This is a genomic window from Promicromonospora sp. NPDC057488, from assembly GCF_042802395.1.
GTDB lineage: Bacteria > Actinomycetota > Actinomycetes > Actinomycetales > Cellulomonadaceae > Promicromonospora.
On record NZ_JBHVEG010000073.1, the window covers coordinates 1 to 23,420 of the forward strand.

The 23,420-nt window shown below is 72.1% G+C and carries 17 protein-coding genes; 1 reads left to right on the forward strand and 16 read right to left on the reverse strand.

What is annotated here, in order from left to right; all coding sequences use genetic code 11:
- Positions 1-83: 83 nt before the first annotated feature.
- Both ACFU5G_RS16050 and ACFU5G_RS16055 read right to left on the reverse strand, forming a co-directional pair.
- Positions 84-1,484, reverse strand: coding sequence for a family 43 glycosylhydrolase (locus ACFU5G_RS16050; RefSeq protein ID WP_377246478.1), 1,401 nt, complete (start codon positions 1,482-1,484; stop codon positions 84-86).
- Positions 1,485-1,600: 116 nt separating this feature from the next.
- On the reverse strand, positions 1,601-1,999 hold the full coding sequence (locus ACFU5G_RS16055; protein WP_377246481.1) for a winged helix-turn-helix transcriptional regulator: 399 nt from the start codon (positions 1,997-1,999) through the stop codon (positions 1,601-1,603).
- A gap of 131 nt (positions 2,000-2,130) precedes the next feature.
- Between ACFU5G_RS16055 and ACFU5G_RS16060 the strand changes: the two genes are divergently transcribed.
- A complete protein-coding gene (locus ACFU5G_RS16060) occupies positions 2,131-2,919 on the forward strand; it encodes an SDR family NAD(P)-dependent oxidoreductase (RefSeq protein WP_377246484.1) in 789 nt (262 codons plus the stop codon).
- 139 nt (positions 2,920-3,058) lie between these two features.
- Here the strand turns inward: ACFU5G_RS16060 and ACFU5G_RS16065 are convergent, their stop codons facing one another.
- From ACFU5G_RS16065 to ACFU5G_RS16130, 14 genes are all read right to left on the reverse strand, one after another.
- A complete protein-coding gene (locus ACFU5G_RS16065; RefSeq protein WP_377246487.1) occupies positions 3,059-4,978 on the reverse strand; it encodes a DUF222 domain-containing protein in 1,920 nt (639 codons plus the stop codon).
- 267 nt (positions 4,979-5,245) lie between these two features.
- Positions 5,246-5,614, reverse strand: coding sequence for a DUF2200 domain-containing protein (locus tag ACFU5G_RS16070; protein WP_377246490.1), 369 nt, complete (start codon positions 5,612-5,614; stop codon positions 5,246-5,248).
- Positions 5,615-5,655: 41 nt separating this feature from the next.
- Positions 5,656-6,369, reverse strand: coding sequence for a BMP family ABC transporter substrate-binding protein (locus ACFU5G_RS16075; RefSeq protein WP_377246493.1), 714 nt, complete (start codon positions 6,367-6,369; stop codon positions 5,656-5,658).
- Positions 6,366-7,511, reverse strand: a complete 1,146-nt coding sequence (locus ACFU5G_RS16080; protein WP_377246495.1) for a WxL protein peptidoglycan domain-containing protein — start codon at positions 7,509-7,511, stop codon at positions 6,366-6,368. The genes ACFU5G_RS16075 and ACFU5G_RS16080 overlap by 4 nt, the downstream gene beginning before the upstream one ends.
- Before the next feature lie 310 nt (positions 7,512-7,821).
- Complete coding sequence (locus ACFU5G_RS16085) at positions 7,822-10,272, reverse strand: fibronectin type III domain-containing protein (protein ID WP_377246498.1); 2,451 nt, start codon at positions 10,270-10,272, stop codon at positions 7,822-7,824.
- A gap of 147 nt (positions 10,273-10,419) precedes the next feature.
- The gene (locus ACFU5G_RS16090) at positions 10,420-11,706 is read right to left on the reverse strand and encodes a HupE/UreJ family protein (RefSeq protein WP_377246501.1); all 1,287 of its coding nucleotides are present in this window, start codon (positions 11,704-11,706) and stop codon (positions 10,420-10,422) included.
- 126 nt (positions 11,707-11,832) lie between these two features.
- A complete protein-coding gene (locus ACFU5G_RS16095) occupies positions 11,833-16,266 on the reverse strand; it encodes an FtsK/SpoIIIE domain-containing protein (protein ID WP_377246504.1) in 4,434 nt (1,477 codons plus the stop codon).
- A 1-nt stretch (position 16,267) separates the two neighbouring features.
- Positions 16,268-18,124 carry a discoidin domain-containing protein gene (locus tag ACFU5G_RS16100; protein WP_377246507.1) on the reverse strand — a complete coding sequence of 619 codons (1,857 nt, stop codon included), beginning with the start codon at positions 18,122-18,124 and terminating at the stop codon, positions 16,268-16,270.
- Positions 18,117-19,820, reverse strand: a complete 1,704-nt coding sequence (locus ACFU5G_RS16105) for a LysM peptidoglycan-binding domain-containing protein (RefSeq protein WP_377246510.1) — start codon at positions 19,818-19,820, stop codon at positions 18,117-18,119. The genes ACFU5G_RS16100 and ACFU5G_RS16105 overlap by 8 nt, the downstream gene beginning before the upstream one ends.
- Before the next feature lie 94 nt (positions 19,821-19,914).
- Positions 19,915-20,637 carry a hypothetical protein gene (locus ACFU5G_RS16110; protein ID WP_377246513.1) on the reverse strand — a complete coding sequence of 241 codons (723 nt, stop codon included), beginning with the start codon at positions 20,635-20,637 and terminating at the stop codon, positions 19,915-19,917.
- The gene (locus ACFU5G_RS16115; RefSeq protein ID WP_377246516.1) at positions 20,634-21,317 is read right to left on the reverse strand and encodes a hypothetical protein; all 684 of its coding nucleotides are present in this window, start codon (positions 21,315-21,317) and stop codon (positions 20,634-20,636) included. Before ACFU5G_RS16115 ends, ACFU5G_RS16110 begins: the two co-directional genes overlap by 4 nt.
- Positions 21,314-22,732, reverse strand: a complete 1,419-nt coding sequence (locus tag ACFU5G_RS16120) for a hypothetical protein (RefSeq protein ID WP_377246519.1) — start codon at positions 22,730-22,732, stop codon at positions 21,314-21,316. Before ACFU5G_RS16120 ends, ACFU5G_RS16115 begins: the two co-directional genes overlap by 4 nt.
- Positions 22,733-22,813: 81 nt before the next feature.
- Positions 22,814-23,095 (reverse strand): hypothetical protein, encoded by a 282-nt coding sequence (locus ACFU5G_RS16125; protein ID WP_377246522.1) that lies wholly within the window; start codon positions 23,093-23,095, stop codon positions 22,814-22,816.
- A gap of 4 nt (positions 23,096-23,099) precedes the next feature.
- Complete coding sequence (locus ACFU5G_RS16130; RefSeq protein WP_377246525.1) at positions 23,100-23,396, reverse strand: WXG100 family type VII secretion target; 297 nt, start codon at positions 23,394-23,396, stop codon at positions 23,100-23,102.
- Between the last annotated feature and the right edge of the window lie 24 nt (positions 23,397-23,420).

Here is a 23,420-nt window from a genome sequence, read left to right on the forward strand (position 1 = left end):
GCTCAAGAGCGCTCTTGAGCCGACGAACCCTACGTTCGACCGGTGCCGTGCCTTGCAGGGCAGGGCCGGGCGGGACGGGTGGGTCAGGCGAGGGCCGGGCGGCGGGCCGCGTACAGGCGGTTGCCCTCCGGTCCCGTCCACTCCAGGCGGACGACGCCGGCCGCTGCCGCGTCGCCCACGCGCGCCGGGTCGGCCCAGTAGCCGGCCGCCGGGTTCCGGAAGAACGTCGCCCAGGGCTGACCGTGGTGGTCGAGGAAGAAGTTGTTGTGCCCCGCGCCCACCCCCGCGGTCCAGCGCTCGGAGTACGGCCCCTCGAACCGGTCGGCGACGGCGACGACGGCGTCGTACTGGTACTGCACCCGACCGGCGCCCGGGTTGTCGTAGGCGTTCCGCGTGGTCCCGTCCGGGTTGGTCGACGTGCGGTCCCAGGCCGCGTGCACCAGGAAGTACTTGCCGCCGTGCTTGAACACGTAGGCGCCCTCCAGGTACGGCTCGGGCGTGTACGGCGTCTGCTGGAACAGCGGCAGGTTCGTGGTGGGGACGATGTCCTCCATGTCGTCCCGGAACGGCGCGTACAGGTGGTTGTGCAGCACCAGCCAGGCGTCGTCGTCCTCGGTGTAGATGCTGCCGTCGATGTGGTGGTACGCGCCCGGGGCGATGAACGACGGGCCGCCGATGAACGGGTCGCCGAACGGCTTGTCGACGTTGCCCTCGGCCAGCCGGTACGGGCCCTCGGGGCCGCCCTCGCTGATCAGCAGGAACGAGCCGACCTTCGTGGAGTGGTCGCCCATGCAGGCCACGATGTACCAGGTGCCGCGGAAGTAGTGCACCTCCGGAGCCCAGGCGTTGCCGCGCTTGCCGAACTGGCCGTGGTCGTCCCAGTACTCCTGCCACGGCGCGACGACGGTGCGGCCGGGGCGGTTCTCCCCCACGAACTCCGGCGACCAGACCTTGCCTCTCTCGGCGCCCCTCTCGGTGCCCGGCCCGGAATCGGGCCGGATCGCCGTCGTGTCGGCTAGCCGCCACGGCCCGCGCAGCGACGGGGCCACCCACAGGAAGATGCCGTCGTTCCAGGGTCCGGCCGCCGGGAGACCCTGGACCCGCGTGGTGCCCGTGGCGACGTAGACGGGCTTGCCGTCGACGAGGAAGCAGTTGACGTAGGTGTCCCGGATCCAGACCCGGCCGAGATCCTGGTCCCGCGGGCGCAGCTCCAGCGGCAGGACGAACGAGTTGTCGTCGCGGGGCCAGAGGTCCGTGCGGGTGTCCGCAAGGCCGTAGGGCTCGGGGTCGGGCCAGTTCGCGGGGTGGCGGCCGTGCGCTGCGCCGGCTGGTCCCCCGCCCGAGGCCGATCCTGTTGCCCGCCCCTGCGCCGCGGCCGACGCGGCAGGCAGCCCGAGCCCCGCCACCAGGGAGCCGGCGACCCCGGCGGCACCCGCCAGGACCGCCCGCCGGTCGACGGGAAAACCGTTCGCTGGACCTGTCATGGGCACGCCCTCCGTTCCGGGCGCGGCGACGTCGCCGCGCGTCCGACGCGACGCTAACCGGCGAAATTCCGCCGCTCAAGACGCGACAGAAAGGTGCAGCCGGGGCTGGTGGGCACCTACGCCGCCCGATCCTTCACGACCCAGTCCGCCAGGGCCGACAGCGGGACCAGCAGCTCGCGGCCGCGCTCGGTGAGGTCGTACTCGACCCCGGGCGGCACGGTGGGGAAGACGGTCCGGGCGACCAGCCCGTCGTCCTCCAGCGCGCGGAGGGTGCGGGTCAGCATCCGCTGGCTGATGCCGTCCACGCGCCGGTGCAGCTCGTTGAAGCGGTGCGCGCGCTCGGCGAGCAGCATCAGCACGAGCAGCGTCCACTTGTCGCCGAGCATCCGAACCGCGTGCGTGACGGGGCACGCCTCGTAGTCCGCGACCGGCACCCGGCCCGGCATCAGCCCGCCGACGGCGGCGGCGACCATGTGTGCGTCTGGGTGGGGCACACCGGTGTTCCCATCTGACATGAAAGTGCCTTCTTCCGAGGGGTCCGCAGGGCCGTGAGGATCGATGTCGTCACCGTACCCACCGCGGTATGCATCGAGACGCTGCACGCATCGAGACGCGGTATGCACCGCGAACGACTGAGGAGAGAAGAGTGAGCGCTTCCCCCACGCTGCTGGTCCTGGGCGCCGGACCCGGGCTCGGCATGTCCGTGGCCCGACGGTTCGGCAAGGAGGGCTACCAGGTCGGCCTGGTCTCCCGCAGCGCCGACCGACACCAGGGCTACCTCGACGACCTGCGCGCGAGCGGTGTCCGCGCCACGGCCGTCGCCGCCGACGTCCGCGCGCCCGGTGAGCTGCGTCGCGCGATCGACGAGGTCCGCGCCGAGCTCGGCCCCATCGACGTCGTCTACCACGGGCCGGGCGCGGACAACCCGGCGGCCGCCCCGATCGGCATCCTGGAGACCGGCCCCGACGACGTGCGCGACGCCGCGGCCCAGGTCGTGGACCCCGCCGTCGAGCTCGCGGGCCTGGTCCTGCCGGGCATGCGCGAACGCGGCAGCGGCTCCATCGTCTACGTCTCCGGGCTCAGCGCGGTCGTGCCCCTGCCGTTCCTCGGCCCCTTCGCGCCGGCCTCGGCGGCCCTCCGTACCTACGCCCTGACCCTCGCCGAGGCCACCGCCCCCGACGGCGTCCACGTGGGCTCGTTGGTGATCGGCGGGCTCATCGAGCGCGGCGACATCCACCGGTTGCTGACGTCTGGTCACGCGCACGCCGATGGCGGTCCCGATTCCAGTCCTGATGCCAGTGCCGATGTCAACGGAACGTCCGCTCCCGACCTGCCCCCGGCACCGGTGCTCGACCCCGACGACCTCGCCGACTCCGTATGGAGCCTCGCCACGGGCGCGGAACGCGAGGTGGTGGCCAACGCCCTGGGCTTGTAGAGCAGAGGGCTGGTCCACGGTCGGCGCGGGTAGGAGCAACGCCACGCAAGGTCGGGGCGCTGTTGGCGTCGCGGCTCGGGCCGGCTTGAGCTGGCTCGGGCCGGCTCAGGCCGGGTCAGGCCCGGTCCGATCGTGGTGGTCATGCGGCTGCGGCCGGTGGTGTGCCCGCCGGGTCGTCGGACAGGCCATGACCCGGGGTCGTGTCGAGGGGTTCGGGCAGGCCGATGCGGTGCCCGCGGGCGTCGGTGAACACCCAGCCCGTCTCCAGCAGCAGCTCCGCTGTCGTGGTGGTGGGTTTGCCTGCCCAGTGCATCGTGATACCCCGGGTGTCGACCAGCTGATGATGGAACCAGCACAACAACGCACTGTTCGACACCGACGTGTCGCCACCATCGGCCCAGTGCGTGACCGCGTGATGCACCTCGCACCGCGAGGGCGGCTGATCACACCCCGGGAAGACGCAATGCCCGTCCCGGGCGATGACCGCGCGACGCATCTGCCCCGACACCGTCCGCTGCGCGCGCCCGACATCCAGGACCGCACCATCGGGGCCGAACACGACCCGCGTCACCGCACTGTCACACGCCAGCCTGCGCAACAAACCACGCGGGATCCGGCCACCGGACTCCGTGAACACCGCGCCACCCGAACCCAACAAGCCCGACGCGACACCGGCACCAGCACCGGCACCAGCACCGGCACCAGCACCGGCACCAGCACCGGCACCAGCACCGGCACCAGCACCAGCACCAGCACCGGCACCGGCACCGGCACCGGCACCGGCACCGGCACCGGACGATCCTGCGGTCCCGGCACCGACCGCCGGACCTGCAGCACCCGCGCCACCAGCCAGGCCCGCCGCAGGCCGTCGGCCACTCCCCCGCACCGACCGCCCAGTGACCGTCTGCCCGCAGGTCAGGCACGACCCGTCGCGGGTGCGGGTGACCTGGGTGACCAGCTCCGACCACGACACCGTCACGTTCAGATGCGGCACGATCGCCGCACCCGGGGAGACCAGGTTCGCGTCCAGGGTCAGGCGCACCAGGTCCGCCAGGCCCTGCGCGCGACGCTGCCCCGGGGTGCGGTCCTCCCCCGCCGCCGGCGCGCCGATCAGCGCGGTGACCGCCGTGGAGAGCAGCAGACCATGCTCATCGGTCAGGAAGCCAGCAACGTGGTACCCGCCCAGGGTCTTGGACACGTCCAGGAACTCGCCCTGGGCGGCCTTGTCGTCCTGCACGTCGTCGGTGTCCGGGTCGGTCACCGACGCGAACCGGCGCGCGACGATCCGGAACTGATCCGCGTTCAACACGCCCGCTTCGCGCAGGACCAGGCCCTCACCGGTGACCAGGGTTCCGTCCGTGATCGCGGACTCCAACACCCTCGTCATCACCTGACGGGTACGGGTGCCGTCCGGGTCCTCGGACGGGTCGGGCAGATCCACCGCAACGGTCTGGACAAACGCTTCCGGAGTGGTGGGTTCGCCGGTGCGGGTATCGACGAGCCACGCCAGGGCGTCCTCACGGGTCTGGCTGGTCGGGGCTACCTCGCTCATCACGCGGGCATGGTCCACGCCCAGGGTGCCGTCGACCAGCCGCTCCCGCGTCACCGGCAACGCTTGGGCCAGGCGGCGGGCAGTGGTCACGTCCTTGCGGGCCGTGGACGCCGCGACGCCCTCACGCAACCGCAGCCAGGACGTGAATGTGCGCGACATCCCACCACTGCGCCAGGAACCGTCGTCCTCGATCCGGGGCAGCACCGTCAAACGCACACCCTCCAAGCGGCCCACCGCCTTGCGGACCCTCGTGTGGGCCTGCATCAACCGGCCGATCGACGGCGCGGCCCAACCCTCGAGGACCTCCGGCGCGACCAGGTCGGCCAGTTCCCCGACCGCGGCCTCGATCCGGTCCAGGACCTGCTCCAACGACGCGACACCCCCACCCGTCGGGGGCACACCCTCCAGACCCGTCTCGTTCTTGGACTCCATCGATGCCACCCCCCTTGCCCTCGTCGTTCGCCTGACACCATTGTCTCGAACATTCATACGCACCGCGAGGTACATTTGAAATCTGTGGATAACTTTTGCCGCACCGACGAGCAGCCGCTGACGGCATGCGAATGCGGCGCGGACCACGACACATGCCGCGGGCGCAGCAGCCGTGCCGTGCTCAGGGACGAACCGGGCGGGGCCCGTAGTCCTGCCCGGCGGAGAGCCCCACCAAGCCGGACTACGGCACGCCAGCACGACCGCGCGGCTGCACAACCGCGCAGCCACAGCGACCCGCCGCACCCCAGCAACACCGCCCGAGCGACAGCCCCCAGTACCGGCTCAGATACCGGCCGTCTCGCTCCCTCGCAGGATGGACGTCATCTTCTTGCCGCGGGCGAGCTCGTCGACCAGCTTGTCCATGTAGCGGATCTGCTGCATCAGCGGGTCCTCGATCTCCTCGACCCGGTAGCCGCAGATGACGCCCTTGATCAGGGCCACGTTCGGGTTCATCGCCGGGGCCTGGGCGAAGAAGGTCTCCAGGTCGACCTCGCTGTCGATGACCTGGCGCAGCCCGGCGTCGTCGTAGCCCGTGAGCCAGGTGATGACCTGGTCCAGCTCGGCCGTGGTGTGGCCTTTGCGCTCCACCTTCTGCACGTAGAGCGGGTAGATGCTCGCGAAGCTCATCGCGAAGATCCGGTGGCGTGCCATGTCCCGACCTTAACCGAAGCCTCTGACATCACCCCGGGACGCTAGCCGAGCTCGATGACGATCCCCGTCAGGTCGTGCAGCACGCTCGCTGCCCCGGCCGCGACCGCCTCGCGTGCCCGATCGGGCGTGACGGCGTTCGCGCGGGCCGCGTCGTTGCCCAGGCCGGTTCCCCGGAACTCGGCGCCCGGCCAGACGACGGCGGTCACGTTGTGCGTCGGCTCGGGCAGCTGCGCGCCGACCAGCAGGAAGTCGGTCTCCAGGTATTGCGCGGTGATCAGGGAGAACACGTCCACGACGCCGTCGCCGACACCGACCACGAGGTCCGGCGCGGCGGCCACGGCCTCGTCGATGCGCTGCTCGACCTCGTCGTCGTCGCGGGCGGGCAGCACGGTCAGGTCCGCCCCGTGTTCCTCGGCGTAGTGCTCGACGGCGTCCGTCAGGGTCGCGGTCGTCGCGTCGGCACCGCGGGCGACGACGACCATCGAGAACCCGGCGGGCGCGGCGACATCGTCCCAGGTGCCGGGGGTGGGACGCACCGTCGCCTCGGGCGCGGGCTGGTGGCTGGACCCGACGAACCGCGCCGCGAAGCCGGTCAGGGGCGCCGGGCTCGCGCCGTCGTGCGGGGCGGTGCCGGGCGCGGTCGCACCGCATGCGGCGAGCGTGAGCGCGACGGCGGCCGCGGTGAGCGGCCCCAGGACACTCGCCTTGAACCTGTTCGGAAGGCCGGCTTCGGCAACCGCCGCAAGCCGCCTCACGGCGCGACCGTCTCGGCGGGCTTCGCCTCGGATTCCTCAGGCTTCGGTTCAGTCTCTGGTTCAGATCCAGATTCAGCCCCAGGTCCAGCCCCAGGTCGAGCCCCTGGTTCAGTCCCCGACCCCGTCTCGGCCTCCGCGGAGGAAGTACCGGCGCCCGCCGCCTGCTCCGCGAGCGCCTTCGCGACGGCGGCCTGCACGCGGGCGTCCTCGCGCTGTCCGCGGGTCCGGCGGCGGCGCACGATGACGACGACGGCGCCGGCCAGCAGCACGACGATCGCGAGCGGCAGCCACGGGACGGCCCAGCCCGTCGCGTGCGCCTCGACGGGCGCCACGCCCGGGGTGGCGCCGGCGACGTCGGGCAGCTGGGCGACGAGCACGATGTCGGTGCCGAGCCAGAAGAGGGGCGCGACGCCGTCGACCGGAACGGAGACCGGCCAGGTCTCGCCGGGCAGAAGCTCCGGCAGGTCGTCGGCTGCGGCGCGTGCGGCGAGCCAGCCGAACGGCCCCGCGACGGTCACGTCCTGGTTCGCGGCGAGCCGCACGTTGCCGTCGTTGCGGACCGTGTAGGTGACGGTCGCGTCGCCGGGGCCGAACGGGTTGAGGGTCTGGTGGTACTCGACGTGCGTGTCGGTGACGGTCAGGCTCGGTTCGAGGTCGCCCGCGACCCGCAGGTACACCCGGATGCCGGAGCGGGTCTCGTAGTCGAGCCCCGCCTCGTCGGCGGTCACGGTGCGCGAGGTGAGGATCGCCCCGGCGTAGTCGCCGGGCGTGGCGTCGTCGGGCACGCGGAGGGTGAAGGGGACGTCGGCGCTCTCGCCGGGCTCGAGACGCACCTGGCCGACGCCGGGCTCGAGCCAGGCGCCGACGTTCACGGAGCCCGTCTCGTCAGCGCCTGTCTCGTCAGCGCCCGTCTCGCCGGCACCAGTATCGCCGGGGCTCTCCTCGTCCCGCGTCAGGACGTCGAGCTGGCCCGCGGTCGTCGTGTAGCCGTCGGCGGCGTAGACGTCGAGGCTGAGCGTGCCTTCGCCGTGGTTGGTGACCACGAGCTCGTCGGACACCGCCGATCCGGGGTCGACCGTGTAGCGGAAGTTCTCCCGGTCGGTCCCCTGGTCGTTGGTCGCGGTGCGCACGCCCCAGGTCACGTCATCCGTGGGCGCGGCGGCAGAAGCGGGGGCAGAGACAGCAGCGGCGGCAGAGGGTACTGCGGCAGAAGCAGCGTCGGCAGGTCCGGCGAGCGCCGTCCCGAGGGTGACGGCCAGGGCCGCGAGCGCGGCGGAGGCCCTGACAGAACACCGTGCGTTCGCGCGGATGACGGGCATGGAACTTCCTTCGGGGGTGCAGGACAGCGGAGTGCAGGACAGCGGAGTGCAGAACGGCAGAGCGCAGGACGGCGCACAACACGAGCCCGGACGGGCGGCGCCCCTCATGAGGACGCCGCCCGCCCGGATCGGGTCAGCTCAGCGCGGTCAGCGTGAGCGTGGCCCGGTAGGTCCCGTCGGTGACGTCGACGGGGATCTTCAGGTCGAGGTCGGCACCGAAGAGCGCCGAGCCCGTGGTGTGGCCGGCCCCGGCGCGGCCGAGGGTCGCGGACTGCGACAGACCCGGTCCGCCGTTCAGCCCGGTCGCGACCGGCGCGCCGGCGACGGATCCGCCGCCCGCCTCGATCACGTCGGGCGTCCAGCCGAGGTACTTGCCGGAGAACGACTGGTCCTTGGACGTGAAGTCGCCGACCTGGGCCGAGAGCGACCACTGCGGGCCGCCGCGGCGGGTGTCGGTCACCCGGATCGGGTTGATCGCGCCCTCTGCGGCGTAGTGGTCGCCGGCGGCCTCGGCGGTGCCGAGGTCGACCAGCGTGTTGGCGCCGTCGATGCTCCAGACGAACTCGCCCGGGGCGCCCTGGGGCACCACGACCTGCAGCTTCTGGGTGTTCGGGTCGACCGGCTTCGCGATGGTCACCTGGTCCACGACCGAGTTCACGGGGCGGTCGGCGTCCTTGGCCTCGGAGCGGATGGTCCGCACCGAGATCGCGTCGTCGGACACCTCGACGGCCGTGTAGTTGCGCACGTTCTCCTGGTTGAAGGCGGAGAGCCACCAGGAGCCGGCCGCGTCGGCCGAGTAGTACTTGGAGCCGGACGCCGAGTTGGCCGTCACGTACAGCACGCCGCCGGGACCCGGGGTGAGGATGTCGGCGCCCGCCTCCTCGGCGGGGTCGGCCTTCTCGCCGTTGCGGATCAGGTACGAGCGGGCGTAGGTGTGGTCGTGACCCTGGAGCACCAGGTCGATGCCGAGGTCGGAGAACAGCGTGGGCCACGTGTTGCGGCGGTCGATCACGTCGCTGTCGGTGGCGTGCGGGCCCACCGAGTAGATCGAGTGGTGGAACGACACGACCTTCCACTTCGCCTCGTCACCGTGCTCCGCGACGACGTCGCGCACGAACCGCTCGTGCGAGGCGTAGTCCCGGCTGTTGGAGTTGAGGTTGAGGAACAGCACGTCGTTGTAGACGAACCAGTAGTCGCCGCCCGAGCTGGTGCCCGAGCCGGGGCCGGCCGTCTCGTCGAGGTTCGGCGTGTTGAAGTGCTGGCGGTACGCCTTGTTGCCGACGTCGTGGTTGCCGTTGTTGGCCACGAACGGGATCTGGCGCAGGTAGTCGGTCGACAGGAAGGACTCGTACTGCGCCTCGCTGCTCGCGGACTCGACCTGGTCACCGGCCGAGAAGAGCATCTCGGCGTCCGGGTAGGCGGCGGTCGCGACGTCGAGCGTGTCGGCCCAGCCCTCGGTGTCGCGCGGCACGTTGCCCGACGAGCCGAGCTGCGGGTCGCCGAAGAAAAGGAAGTCGAAGTCGCCGTCGAAGGCCTGCGTGCGGAACGTGTAGACCGCGGACCAGGCGCCCTCGGCACCAGCCGAGCCCTCGGTACCCACCCGGTACGAGTAGGCGGTGTTCTCCGTGAGCCCCGTGAACGTCGCGTGGCGGTAGAACTCGCCGCTCGACGACGGCCCGCCGGTGGCGGCCACGCTGGTCGCGTCGTCCGGGAAGACGCCGCCCACGACCTCGCCCGCGGGGGCGATCTGGGCCACCTGCTCGGTGTCCTGGTCGGAGTACCACGCGAGGTTGCGCTCCGCCTGGGTCGCCCCGATGCCGAGCACGAGGTCGGTCACCGTGGTGGTGGGCTCCTCCTCGGGCGTCTCGACGGGCACCAGAGACGAGAGGTCGAGGTACACGTCGGAGCTGCTCGCGCGGTCGTTGTACAGGCCGATGGCCAGCGTGTTCACGCCGGCCTTCAGGACGTCGGCCGGCACGCTGAACTTCTGGTTCACCGGGTTGCCGGCGCTGGCGCCGGCGTAGGTGAGGTTCTTCTGCGCGTCCGGGACGGCCTCGACGCGCTCGTCGACGAAGCCGGCCACCTTGGTGCCGTTGACGAACACCTGCACGGCGTCGTCGAACGTGATGTCGCCACGCAGCGAGACGATGCCCGCGAGCTGGTCGGCCGTCACGTCGAACGTGGTGCGCAGGTGGTAGGTCGGGATAGCGACCTTCGTCGCCGCGGTCGGGTCGACGTAGTGGCCGAGCACCGTGGTCACGGGGAAGCCCGAGCCGAGGTCCGGCGTCGCCGAGCCGTTCTTCGCGCCGAACGGCCCGGTGGCGCGCTTCCAGCCCGAGTCGTCGAACCCGCCGTAGGTCCAGGTGAGCCGGTCGGCGTTGCCCGCGGCCGGGTCGGTGTTGTCGTCCGAGTACGTCCAGGTGGTCGTGTCACCCAGGAACGTCTCGGGCAGGTCGGCCGCGCCCGCCGACGTCGCCGCGTACGTCAGGCCACCGGCGACGACGGAGACGAGCCCCACCGCCGCGACGGCTGAACGACCCCAGCGGCGCGGGCGCGCAGCCGGGACTTGGTCATTCGCTTGCATGAGTCCTCCAGTGCAGGGAGCGCCGAGCGGCGCCGGACCGACACTTGCCCCGGCAGACGAATCGGTCCCGACGGCGGGGTGAGCGGCAGGTGAACAAGCGTCGTGACGTGGGGTGATCTTTCGCGCCGGATGTACGAGCCCAGCAGCTCAGCCAAGCCCGAGCAGCCGCTGGACGAACCAGAACAGCCCGACCAGCGCCACCCCGGAGGCGACGACGACGCCGGCCCACAGCGCGACGCGCGGGGCCCGGCGGCGCAGCAGGGTCAGCAGCGGGAAGACGACGGCGATGATCCCGAGCTGCACCGCCTCGATGCCCACGTTGAACACGAGGAGCGACCACAGCAGCGTCCAGGAGAACGGCTCGTCGATGCCGAGCGCCCCGGCGAACCCGAGGCCGTGGACCAGGCCGAAGACGAAGACGGTGCCGAGGCGGAACCAGTCGGCACGATCGAGCTGAAGTCGTCCGGCACGCGCAGGCTCCAGCACGCCCCCCAGCGCCCGCGAGCCCTCCACCGCCAGCGCGCTGAACGCACCCCGCCGTCGCAGCCCCCACACGTGCCAGGCCGCCACCACGGCGATCGAGAGCGCGATGACCGGCTCGACCACGAACCCCGGGGCGCTGACGACGCCGAGGGCGGCCAGCATGAACGTCACCGAGTGCGCCAGGGTGAACGACGTCGCGGCGAGCACCACGTCGCGCAGCCGCCGGGAGCCCACGATGAGCGCGAGCAGGAACAGCAGGTGGTCCGGGCCGAGCAGCAGGTGCTCCGCGCCCAGCACGAAGAAGTGGCCCATGCGCTCGTACCAGTGCTCGACGGTCGAGAAGGACGGCGTGTGCTGGGTGAGCGCCGCGCTGCCCGCGGCGCCGTCGAGCTCGTAGTCGAGGATCGTCGTCGTGCCGGTCACGTAGCCCTCGTCGTCGCCGAAGAGGGTGCTGCGCACCTCGTAGTCGACGGGCTCGTCCGGCTCCCCCGGCTCCGCCGGCTCCCCCTGCTCCGCCGAGACGCCGCACGCGTGGTCCAGCACCAGCACGGCGTACGGCACGCCCTCACGGTCGGTGATCTCGAAGTCGCCGACCTGCGCGGGGGCGCACGCCACGCCGTCGGCCGTGACCTGGAACCGCTCGGTCACGTAGCCGAGCACCGTGTCGGCGTGGGCCGCGAGCGCCGTCGGCTCCTCGCCGGTCTCCCAGACGGCCATGCCCTCGTCGAAGAAGCCGCGGTCGTCCTGGTACTCGGCGGCGGAGACCACGAGCAGGTCGTACTCGAGGCCGAGCTCGGTGCGCACGACGCCCGGCTCGGGGGTCGAGGCGTCGGCATAGACGGTGGAGGAGAAGCCGTGCGCGCCCGCCGGGGCGGCGAGGGCGGGCAGGACGAGGAGTGACAGGAGAGCGGTGAGCGCGGGCACGGCCGCGACGGTCAGAGAGCGACGCACGCGGGGCACCATCCACCACCGGGATGAACGGTCCGCGAACGCCCCACGAACAGACACAGCACACAGACACAGCGAGCCGGGACCGGCATCCCGGTCCCGGCTCGCCGCAACCCGCGAGAGAGCCGCCTACAGCGTCGGCACCAGCACCGTCATCAGCTCGCCCGAGCCCAGGTGCACGAGCGCCTTGCCAGGCGTGACCTGGGTCGAGACCGCCGAGCGGGCCAGGCTCGCCCCGACGAGGTCGCCGTCGAACCGGTCCTGGGGGCTGAGCAGCGCACCGCGCCGGCTCTTCTTGACGTCGACCTGCCAGCCGGAGAACCCGCTGGCCACCTCGGAGGCGTTGCCGCCGAGGATCAGACCGCGCCGGTTGTCGGCGGCCGTGCGCAGGAAGGCGCGCAGCCAGGTCTTGGCCGGGGCGTCGGCGACCAGCTCGCCGTCGTCGACGACGAGCACCACGGGCTCGCCGTCGGGGGCGAGGTGCGGGACCAGCTCCTCCTCGGTGATCTCCGTGCCGGTCAGGACGGCGCGCACGCCCTCGCGGCCCTCCAGGTCGCGCAGGATGCTCGGCCGCGGGGCCAGGATGACCACCTGGGTGCCGCCGCGCAGCAACGACTCCGTCATCACGGCGAGCATGGTGGACCGTCCCGACTTGGACGGACCGCCCACCAGGAACGCGGGCGCGTCCCCGGCGAGGTCCATGCCGAACGCGGTCAGGTCGTCGCCGCCGACGCCGAGCAGCGCCCACATCGGCTGCGCCGCCTCGGGACCCACGTACTGGTACGCGGCGTCCACCGTGATCGTGGAGGGCAGGTCGTCCACCCGGAACGGGCCGGTGCCGGGCACCACGTCCTCCCGCTCGCGGATCGTGGCGGCCATGATGCGGGCGGCGCTGGTCTGGGCGCGGCCCGACGGGTCGTCACCGAGGATCGCGACCTGCACCTCGAGGCCGCTGCCCGACCGGAAGGCGCGGCCCGGCTGGATCTCCTCGGGCAGCTTCTTGTGGTCGATGCCCACCATGCCGTAGTCGAACTTGTCGGTGAGCCGCAGCACGAGCGCGTCGTCGGTCAGCACGCTCATCCGGCTGGAGAGCAGGCTGCGGTCACCCGACACCACGAGGTGGATGCCGGCGCTCGCGCCGTCGCGCAGGAGCTCCTGGACGATCTCGACGAGCTTGCCGCTGTCGACCTCGCCGTAGGTGCTCATGAAGCTCTCCCAGCGGTCGATCAGCACGAGCACGCGCGGCAGTCCGGTGCCCGGCTCGGCGAGCTCACGCTGCTCGGTCACGCTGGCGAAGTTTCCGGCCGCCAGCACCTGCTGGCGGCGCCCGAGCTCGGACTGCAGGCGGGTGAGCAGGCGCTTGGCCCGCTCGGCCTGCCCGCGCTGCACGACGGCGCCCGTGTGCGGCAGCTCGTTCAGCACCGTCAGCGCGCCGTTGCCGCAGTCGATCGCGTACAGGTGCAGGTCGGCGACCGACATCTGGCCGGCCGCGGCGAAGGCGCTGGTGCGCAGCACCGTCGAGCGGCCGCTGCCCGGCGCGCCCACCACGTAGCGGTGCCCGAACTCGTCGAGGTCGATCACGGCGGGACCCTGCCGCTGGTCGGACGGCGAGTCTTCCAGCGCCCAGGCGAACTGCGACTGGACGCCGGGCTGCGCAAGGCGGTCGAACGGCAGCAGGTCCGGCAGCGCGGGCAGCCACGGCCGCCGGGGGTCGTCCCAGCCGCCCACGCGCGCCGTCTCGCGCAGCGTCTCGACCAGCGCCGCGAGGTCGGTCTCGACGTCCTCGCTCCGCTTGACCCGGGGGCGGGCGGGTGCCGGGGCCCCGAGGTCGGTCACGGGGATCCGCGCCACGAACGGCGGATCGACCTGCCCGACGTCGGTCAGCGACAGGCGCCGCCCACCCACGCGGGCCGACTGGAACGGGACCAGCGACGAGTGCCCGAGGCGCGCGTACGCGCGACCGGGCTGCGTCTTGGCGATCTCCGCGGCCTCGTTCGCGTCGATGACGTCCTTGGACTCGCTCTTGTCCGTCATGCGCAGGGCGATGCGCAGGTTCGTGTTGGCGCGGATCTCCGGGGAGATGACGCCGGACGGGCGCTGCGTCGCGAGGATGAGGTGGATGCCGAGCGAGCGACCCCGCTGGGCGATGTTGACGAGGCCGGTGACGAAGTCGGGCAGCTCGCGCACCATGGAGGCGAACTCGTCGATGACGATCATCAGGCGCGGCAGCGTGGGGCCCACGTACCCGCGGCCCTGGGCGTCGAGGTAGTCCTCCAGGTCCTTCGCGCCGGCGGCGGCCAGCACGTGCTCCCGGAAGGTGAGCTCGGCGCGCAGCGAGTCGAGCGCGCGCTCCACGAGGTGCGTGTCGAGGTCCGTGACCATGCCGACCGTGTGCGGCAGCTGCTCACACTGGCTGAACGCCGCGCCGCCCTTGTAGTCGACGAGCACGAAGTTCATGGTCTCGGGCGTGTTCACCACGGCGAGCGAGGCGACGACGGTCTGCAGGAACTCGGACTTGCCGGAACCGGTCGTGCCACCCACCAGGGCGTGCGGCCCGTCGCGCACCATGTCGAGCACGAACGGCCCGTCCAGGGAGACGCCGACGACGGCCGCCGTGCTGCCCTTGCCGGTGCTCGAGATCATCCGCCACCGGGCCACCATCTGCTCGGCGTCGACCTCCTCGATGTCGAGCACCTCGACCAGACGCGCCGAGTCGGGGATGAGGCCCTCGCCCTCGCTGGCGGTGACGTCGTGCACCGCGGCGACGGCGCGGGCCACCGGCTCGTACCAGTCGTCGTTCACCTCGTCGACGAGGATGGTGCGCAGGTCGTCGGCGTCCTGCCGGCGCAGGGTCATGCCGCCGTCGACGCGGGCGAGCGCCACGACCGTGCACTCCTCCGGCAGCATCTGCTCGTCGCCGTCCAGGCAGACGACGCTCACGCCGACGCCGGGCCCGTCCCGCAGGATCGAGACGACGCCGGGCAGCGCGCGCAGGCGCCGGGCGCCGTCGAGCACGACGACGACCTGCGGGCCCGACATGACCTTGCCGCCGGCTCCCTCCATGGCGGCCCGGCGCTGCGTGATCAGGGAGTTCACCTCGGCGACGCGGGCGGCCAGGGTCTCCGTCGTCGTGCCGATCAGGGCGACGGCCTCCTGCCCGAACGCCGGGCGGACGTGCGGCAGCCAGGCCGCCCAGGCCCAGTCCTGCACGTGCTCGGAGCTGGTCAGCACGTAGACCTGCACGTCGCGGGGGCTCTGCAGCACCCCGAGCTGGCCCACCATCCAGCGGGCCCGACGACGCGGCCAGTCCGCCGGACCCGCCAGGCCGACGACGCCGGCCTCCTTCAGCGGCACCGTCACCGGCACGGACCGGACGGTCGCGCGGGTCTTGCGGCGGTGCTCCGGCTCGGCGCTGTCCTCGACCTCGACGCGGCTGGTGGCGTCGGCGAGCCCGAGGCGCACCGTGAGGTGGTCGGTGTCGGTGCTGCGGCGCTCCCAGAGGCGGCGCGTCGGCGTCGTGGCGATCAGCCGCAGCTCGGCGGCGCCCGGGCTGGAGACCCGGCGCCGGTGCTGCTCGCGCCGCACGGCCTCCAGGACCTCCTCCTCCAGCGCGGCCCGCTCCTCGGCGTGCTGCTTGAGGCGTTCCTTGTGCGTGATCGTGCCGTTGCGCTTGGACATCCACCAGTTGCCCCAGCCCATCAGCGGCGAGGCCAGGGCGAACATCAGGTAGAACGGCGACTTGAACACGATCGCCATCACGATGCCCAGCACCGCCGGCATCGCCATGCCGAGCCACGGCAGCGGGTTACGGGCGGGCGCCGCCGGCTCGTTCGGCAGCCGGAAGTGCGTGGGCGGCATCGGCGGCAGCAGCCGCGGCGGCCGGTTGTAGTCCAGGTGCCCCGGCTCGGCCGCGGGCCGCAGGTCGGCGTCCGGCCGCGTGGCTGACTGGACCGTCAGGACGCTCGGGCCGATCCGCAGCTGCGTGCCCGCGGGCCACGACTCCTCGTCCTCGCCCAGCGGGTCCTCGGACCGGTCCAGGTGCACCAGCCGGCCGGCCGAGCGCGGGTCCGGCATGCGCCGCACCCGCACCGCCCCGTCCAGCCCGACGACGACCGCGATGGCCGCCAGCCCGCCCTCGCGCGGCTCGTCCACGCGGACGCGGCCGTCGGGGCCCACCTGCAGGATCGACTCGCCCACGCCGAGGCGGGCGACCGCGCCCGTGCCGATGCCGCCCGTGACGCACAGGTCGACCGGCCCGCCCGAGACGCCGTTGCCGGCGTCGGGCTCGCCGAACGTGACGACGGCGCCGTCCCGGATCCCCGAGTCCGCGACGAGCAGCTCGGTGCTCCCACCGAGTGCGTCCTGGACCTGCCCGTGCACAGACCGGTCCTGCACCCCGTGCCCGTGCACGGCGCGGCCGTCCACGTACATCGTGCTGCCGCGCGGAGCGCCCAGCTCGGCGGCCAGCCGCTCGGCCAGGTCCGCCGCCTTGGTGCGGTCGTCCAGGTCCAGGGACAGGAGCGTCTCGCGCGCGCCGTGGCGCGCGGTGATCAGAGCGTGCATGTCATTCGCCTCCCCGCCGCACGGCGGTCTGCTCGTCGAAGCGCACGTCGGGCAGGAACCCGCTGCGCAGCCAGCCGTCGTCACCGGCGGTGAACCGCCACTTCGCCGACGGGGACTGGCCCAGGACGATCACGACCCAGGTGAAGTCCGGGCTCGAGAACTTCGCAGCGAGCTGGTCCTGCTGCGCCGTCGAGGGCGCCTGCGACAGGACCAGGACGCCGCCGTCGCCGACCTCGAGCTCGGGCAGCACCTGCTCGATGCCGGACAGGTGCTCCACCTGCTCGGGCCGCGGCAGGCCGTTGCCCACCATGACCACGCGCGGGTCGTTCGACCACGGGTTGCCCGTCAGCTCACCCAGCCAGCGGCGCAGCACCTCGTGCCGCACCCGCGTGGGGCCGTCCAGGCTGATCACGCCGCGGGCCACGGAGAAGTCGACGAGCACGCGGCCCGTCTCCCCCATGCCGAGGTTGACCAGACGGGAGAACCGGCTGGTCGGGCTCTCCGACGCCGCGCCCGACTGCAGCTTGGCCAGCGGCGCGGACCAGCTCTGCCCGTCCTCGCTCACCTGCCAGGGCTCCGGCGCCGGCGAGGCCGGGTTGGTCAGCCGCAGCCGCATCGAGCTGCCCTCGATGAACACCCCGGTCGTGCCGGGCACGTCCAGGCCGTCCCGCTCGCAGGCCGCCATCAGCACCCGCAGCGCGCGGTCGACCGTCCACGCCGCAGACGTGTCGGTGCGCAGCAGGCTGTCGTCGAACGGCTCGGCCTGCTTGCGGCGCTTCAGGAGCCAGGCGACCAGCAGACCCAGGAGCCCGATCACCAGTACCCCACCGGCGACCGGGAGGATCACCGGCCACGGGACCACCACGGCCGCCCGCTCAGCGGTGCCGGCCACCTCGTCGGTCGGCGTCGGGCTCGGCTCGAGCGAGGGTGTGACCGACGGCGACGGGGACGGGCCCTCGTAGCCCGGCAACGGACCGAACTTGAGCCCCTTGCCCGTCGCGTCCTTCGGCATGCGCAGCACCCAGCCGGGCGTCAGCGTCCTCGGGTCGGTGAGGTACTCGCCGTCGGGCTGGCGGTGCCCCTCGGTCAGCGCGGCGATCTCCGGCCAGCGCTCCCGGTCGCCCAGGAACCGCTCGGAGATGTCGTTGAGCTTCTCGAACGTGCCGTCCGGCGTCTCCCGGACCACGTAGTACAGGACCGACCCGGGCGGGCCGCTGCGGCTCGGTACGGGGGTCGGCGTCGGCGTGGGCGACGGCGAGACCACGGCCTTGGGCGTGACGCTCACCTGGGGCTTCGGCTTCTTGGTCGGGGTGGGCGTCGGGGTGGGCTTCGGCGCGCCGTAGACCCGCATCTCCCAGATCGAGTTGCCCGCCGTACCGCTGCGCGCCCCGGAGTACATCCGCACGTACCGGGCCTCGCCCAGGATGTTCATGACGTCCTTGCCGCCGTCACCGGCGCCCACCCAGTGCGTCTCCCAGGACTCGCCGTCCTTCGACAGCTCGATCCGGTAGTCCGTGGCGTACGAGACCTCCCAGTCGATCTCGACGCGGTTGACGGTCGTGACGCGGCCCAGGTCGATCCGGAGCCACTGGGGGTCGCTGAAGGCGCTCGACCACCGGGTGTTGGGGTTGCCGTCCACGGCCTGGCGCGCGGGGAACTCGGGCTTCTCCAGGGACGACGCCACGGTGGGCTGGCCCTGCGAGATCAGTACGGGGTCGTCCTGCGCCTGCGCCGGGACGGGCCCGGCGAGCGTGAGGAGCAGGGCAGCGATCAGGGCAATGGGCAGGGCAGTGGGCAGGGCAGTGGGCAGAGCCGCCGCGACGGAAAGGCGCGTGATCCGCTTCGGTCGTTCACTCACCGGCCCGTCGCACCGCCGTCTGCTCCGTGTAGCGGACGTCGGGCAGGAAACCGCTGCGCAGCCAGCCGTCCTCGGCGGCGGTGATGCGCCACTTGGCCGACGTCGACTCGCCCAGCACGATGACGACCCAGCTGAACCGCGGGTCGGAGAACCGGGCCGCGAGCAGGTCCTGCTGCGCCACGGACGGCGCCTGGGACAGCACGAGCACGCCGCCGGCGCCGATCTCCAGCTCGGGGATGACCTGCTCGATCGCCGTCAGGTGCTCCACCTGCTCCGGCTGCGGCAGGCCGTTGCCCACCATGACCACGCGCGGGTCGTTCGACCAGGGGTTGCCGGTCAGCTCGCCCAGCCAGCGGCGCAGCACCTCGTGCCGGGCGCGGGTGGGGCCGTCCAGGCTGATGACGCCGCGGGCGCGGGCGAAGTCGACCAGCACGCGGCCGGTCTCGGCCACGCCGATCGTGACCAGGCGCGAGAAGCGCGCGGTCGAGGCCTCGCTCGCGGGGGCGGCCTGCAGGCGCGCCAGGGGCGCCGACCAGCTCTGGCCGTCCTCGTTGGCCACGAACGGCTCGGGCGCCGGGGAGACGGGCTCCGCCAACCGCAGGCGCATCGCGCCGCCCTCGATGAAGACGCCGGTGACACCCGGCACGTCCAGGCCGTCCCGCTCGCAGGCGGCGAGCAGCACGCGCAGGGCCCGGTCCACCATCCACGACGCCGACGTGTCGGTGCGCAGCAGGCTGTCGTCGAACGGCTCCGCGCGGTTGCTGCGCGCGCGGCGCACGAGGTAGACCACCACGAGCACCAGGGCCACGGCGATGACCGTGAGGCCCACGCCGATCAGGACGGGCGACAGCCAGGACCCGCTGTCGCCGGCCTGGTCGTCCGCCGCCGCCTCGGTGCCTTCGCCGGCCGCCGGGGCGCTGGCCTCGGGCGACGCGCTCGGGCCCGGGAGCGGGCCGTTCTGCAGGCCCTCGCCCTTGGCGTCCTCCGGCAGCTGGAGCACCCAGCCGACCGTCACGACCGCCGGGTCGGTGAGCTTGCCGCCGTCGGGCTGCGTGCGGCCCTTGTTCAGCTCGAAGATCTCCGAGTTCCGCTCGCCGTCGCCCAGGAACCGCTCGGCGATCATGTAGAGGTACTCGGGCTCGCCCTCGGGTGTCTCCGCGATCACGTAGTACGGGACCGACGGCGCGGCCGGCTCCTCGGCCGGGGTGCTGGCCTCACCGGCGCCTCCGGCCGGTCCGGTCGGCAGCACGCCGACCTCGAGGCCCTCGCCCTCGGCGTCGGCGGGCATCTGCAGGACCCAGCCCGGCAGCAGGACGGTCTCGTCCATCAGGGCGTCGCCGTCGGGCTGCGTGCGGCCCTTGTTCAGCTCGAAGATCTCGGAGTACCGGTTGCCGTCGCCGAGGAACCGCTGGGCGATGTCGAACAGGAACTCCTGCTCGCCCTCCGGCTTGGCCGGCACCACGTAGTACTTGACCTTCTCGCCGTCCTTCGTGCCGGTGGCAAGGGTCGTGGCGAGGCCGGTCGTGCTGCCGGACGTGACGCCGGAAGTCATGGTGTCGGTGACGGCCGTGCCGGCTCCCGCGTACGCCGGCACGGCGGCAGCGGGCAGCACGGTCGCGACGAGGAGGGCCCCCGCCGCGGTCGTGGAGAGGATCGTCGCGGCGACAGCGGCGGCGATGCGGTGGGGGTGCTGCACGGTTGCTCCGTCTTCAGATGTGTGACGCGTGAGTCGGGAAGGTTGATCGGGGAGGTCGATCAGGGAAGCCGGACGTGCTCGGCGCGGTCCGGGCTCACGCGGAGCCGGGAACGCTCCGCTCCGGCAGGTTCAGGATTCGGGTGCCGGGACCGGCCCAGCGGAAGGTGGTCATCAGCGCGTCGAAGAAGAGCACCAGGGCCTCGGCGAGCAGCTCGGTCTTCTCGCTGTTCCAGAGGGTGCTGAAGGAGAGGACCAGCCACTCCCCCGCGGCCTCGTCGCGGGAGACGACGTACAGGACCTGCCGGGTCGACACCACCGGCCAGTCCGGACCGCGCCGCATGTTGTGCTTGGTCTGCACGACCCGCACCGCGGGACGGCCGTCGACCTCGGCCGGATCGCTCTGCTCGTACCCGCCGGACAGGACGCTCGTCACGACCCGCAGGGGGTCCTGACCCACGTCGCTGACGAGCTCCACCTCCGCGATGGTCGCCGGGACGAGCACGCCGTCCATCGGCTCGGTCGGCAGATACACCGCGCCGGTGCCGGCTTCCTGCGACTCGGCGAGCGTCTTGCGCAGCTCGTCACGCAGCATGTGGCGGTACGGCTCGGCCCTGTCACGAGGCATCGAGTCCGGCAGCGCACGCGCGACCACCTGCTCGATCGCCGCGTCCAGCTCCCGTGCCCGGCCCTCGCCCGTCGGGAACCGGGCCCAGCCCGGCGGCAGCAGCATGGTCCAGCCGTCGGTCGGCTTACCGGTCGGCTTACCGTTCGGCTGCCCGCGGTCCGCCTCGGCGGGCGCGGTCGGTGCGCCGCTCATGACTCGCTCCCGGTGGACTCGCTCCCGGTGGACTCGCTCCGGGTGATGGTGATGGCGGGAAGCAGCGTGTCGAGCACTTCCATCATCAGCGGGACCACGAAGAGGTCCTGCGTGCGCCAGAGCACGACCGTGTCGACCACCGCGTCCGGGTACTCGGTCCGGCGCCCGAGGCCGACGCTCAGCCAGGCGCCGCCGTCGTTGGCGAAGTCGAGCCGGCTGACCCGCACCCCGTCGCCGTCCGGCAGGTCGAGGTACTCGACCGACGGCGGGTTGAGCGGGGCTCCGCCGCCCTTCGCGCCCAGCGCCTCGAGCAGGGCGTCGTCGGGCGTGTCCGGATCGCTCATCCCCACGGACACGACCACGGGCACGGGCCCGCGGTCCGACAGGCCGAAGGCCGCCACCACGCGCTCGCCCGCGGGCGCACCCCGGTCCGCCTGCGCCCGGAGGTTGGCCAACGAAGCCGTCACCGTCTCCAGGACGTAGGCCCGCTCGTCGTCCGACAGGTCGTAGCCCTCGGGCGTCTGCTCCTCGAACGAGACCCGAAGGGCCTCGGTGACCTCTTGCTCCCACGCGCTGATCGCTTCGGGGGTCTCGGTGCCGACCGCGGGTACCACGAGCACCCCTTCGGGCGGATCGATGGTCCAGTCCAGCTCGCCGACGCCGGCGGTGCGCGCGCTCACGGGATCAGCGCCGGGGTCATGTTGTGTTCCTCGTCCCATTTCGCCCAGTCCCAGTCAGTTCGTGGGTCGGTGTCGGCGAAGATGTCCGACGGCGCCATGATCGCTGGGATGGCACCTGCCGCGAAGCCCCAGAAGAAGTTCAGGGGCCCCATCGTCCAGACGAACGGCGTGATGGAGGCGAAGCCCGGGAGTCCCATCCGCCCGAAGATGCTCAGGGTCTTGAGGGTCGCCAGGTCCGGCAGGCCCACCATGTCGGTGAACTTCCAGGAACCGATCGGGTTCTTCAGGATCGCCCAGTCCCCGGGGCTGATCTTGAACTTCCCGAAGAAGTTCTTGAAGAACGAGCCCCAGCTCGACGAACCGACCGAGGTCGTGACGCTGCCGAGGCCGGCGGGCGCGCCGAGGCGGAGCGGGGGCAGCTTGATGTTCTGCAGGAGCTTGGCGAACCCACCGCCGCTGAAGATCTTGGACAGGTTGGGCAGCCCCTTCATCAGGGCCACGAAGTTGGGGATGCGCGCGGCGAAGTTCTTCGCCAGGTCGATGAACGTCTGGCCCAGCTTCGCGGCCTGCATCGCGACCTTCCCCAGGCCGAGGGTCAGGAACCCGAGCACCCCGAAGATCACGTTGACCCAGCTGGACTCCCCCGCGATGGCGAGGACCGTGCTCCCGAGCAGGCCGATACCCGCGACGATGAGCGCGGCGGTCGCGAGGAACTGTAATCCTGGGACGAGCATCGCCAGGATCGCGAGCGCCATCCCGATCCAGCCCAGGATCTCGACGATCCACTTGAGCGCCTTGTGGAGGAAGGCTTCCCAGCCACTGTGCCCGAGGCCGTCGTCGCCCCAGTTCTCCTTGATCTTGGTGGCTGCCCGGTCGGCCGCGGCCTGCAGGGTGTCCAGCGCCGCCTGGCACTTGGCCTTGGCCGCGTCCAGATCTGCCTTCGCGCCCGCGAGGGCGTTCTCGCGGTCCTTCGAGTCCTGCTTCTCGTCGTCGGTCAACGGCTTCGCGTCGTCCGGACGGTCGGCGTTCACCGGGTCGGGCATGCCCTCGGCGCCGCGCTGCTTGTCGTTGGCAGCCTCGGCGTCCGTCAGCGCCGCCCGGGTCTCCGAGCGCGCCGTCTCCAGGGCGGGCTGGTACTCCTTGAGCGCCGCGTGCACGTCCTCGTAGCGGCCCGCTGCGGCGCCCAGGCGCTCGTGGCTCTCGCCCGCCTTCTCACGGATGGCGTCGGCGGACTCACCCTTGAGCAGGGACTCGTCGCCTTCGCCGACCTTCTTGAGGAGCGCCGCCTGCGTGGTCATCATGTCGGCGATCGCTTTGTAGTGCCGGATCACGGCGTCCAGGCCGGACGCCTCGGCCGGCACCGGGTCGTCGTCGTGGTCCAGCAGATGCCACTCACCCACGCGGGCGGCGCTCATCCAGTCTCCTCCTACGTTCTCGGGTCCGCTCTCGGGCTCCGTCCGGGCCCGAGCGAGCTGTCGGGCTCGATCTCGGCGCACCTATTCGGGCTTGAGCGAGTTCTCCAGCTCGGTCTCGGTGTTGTTCCAGGTCTCCGCGGACTTCTCCATCTTTTCCTGGAGGTCCTCGAGGTTGCCCGTGAGCTTCTCCCGCTTGACCCACCAGCTGCTGATGAAGTCGTCCATCGCGCCATCCACCGTCTTGTGACCCCAGATGTCGCCGCCCTCCCACATGGCATCCATGTGCTTGAGCTCCTCGATCACTGCCTTGAGCTGCTTGGCGCCCTCGTCGATGACCTCCGAGGTGACGATCAGGTCAGCCATGACGTCACTTGTTCAGCGCGTTGGCCAGCTCTTCGTCGGTCTTGCGGAGCGCCTCGGCGGCCTGCTTGAGGTACTCGCCAATGCCGGTCAGACCCTCCATGACCTGCTTGCCACCCTTGTCGAGCTCCTTGTAGGACTCGTCGAAGCGCTTGGACGACTTGTCCGTCACGTAGCCGTCCTGGACCAGGTTGTCGACCAGCGTCCGCAGCTGGTCCAGCTTGGCCTGCATGTCGTCCGACTCCTGCTTGATGCGCTGCGACGCATCTTCCATCTGCTGGAAGGTCACATTGATGTTGGCCATGGCGGATCCTCTCGTATTGCCTCG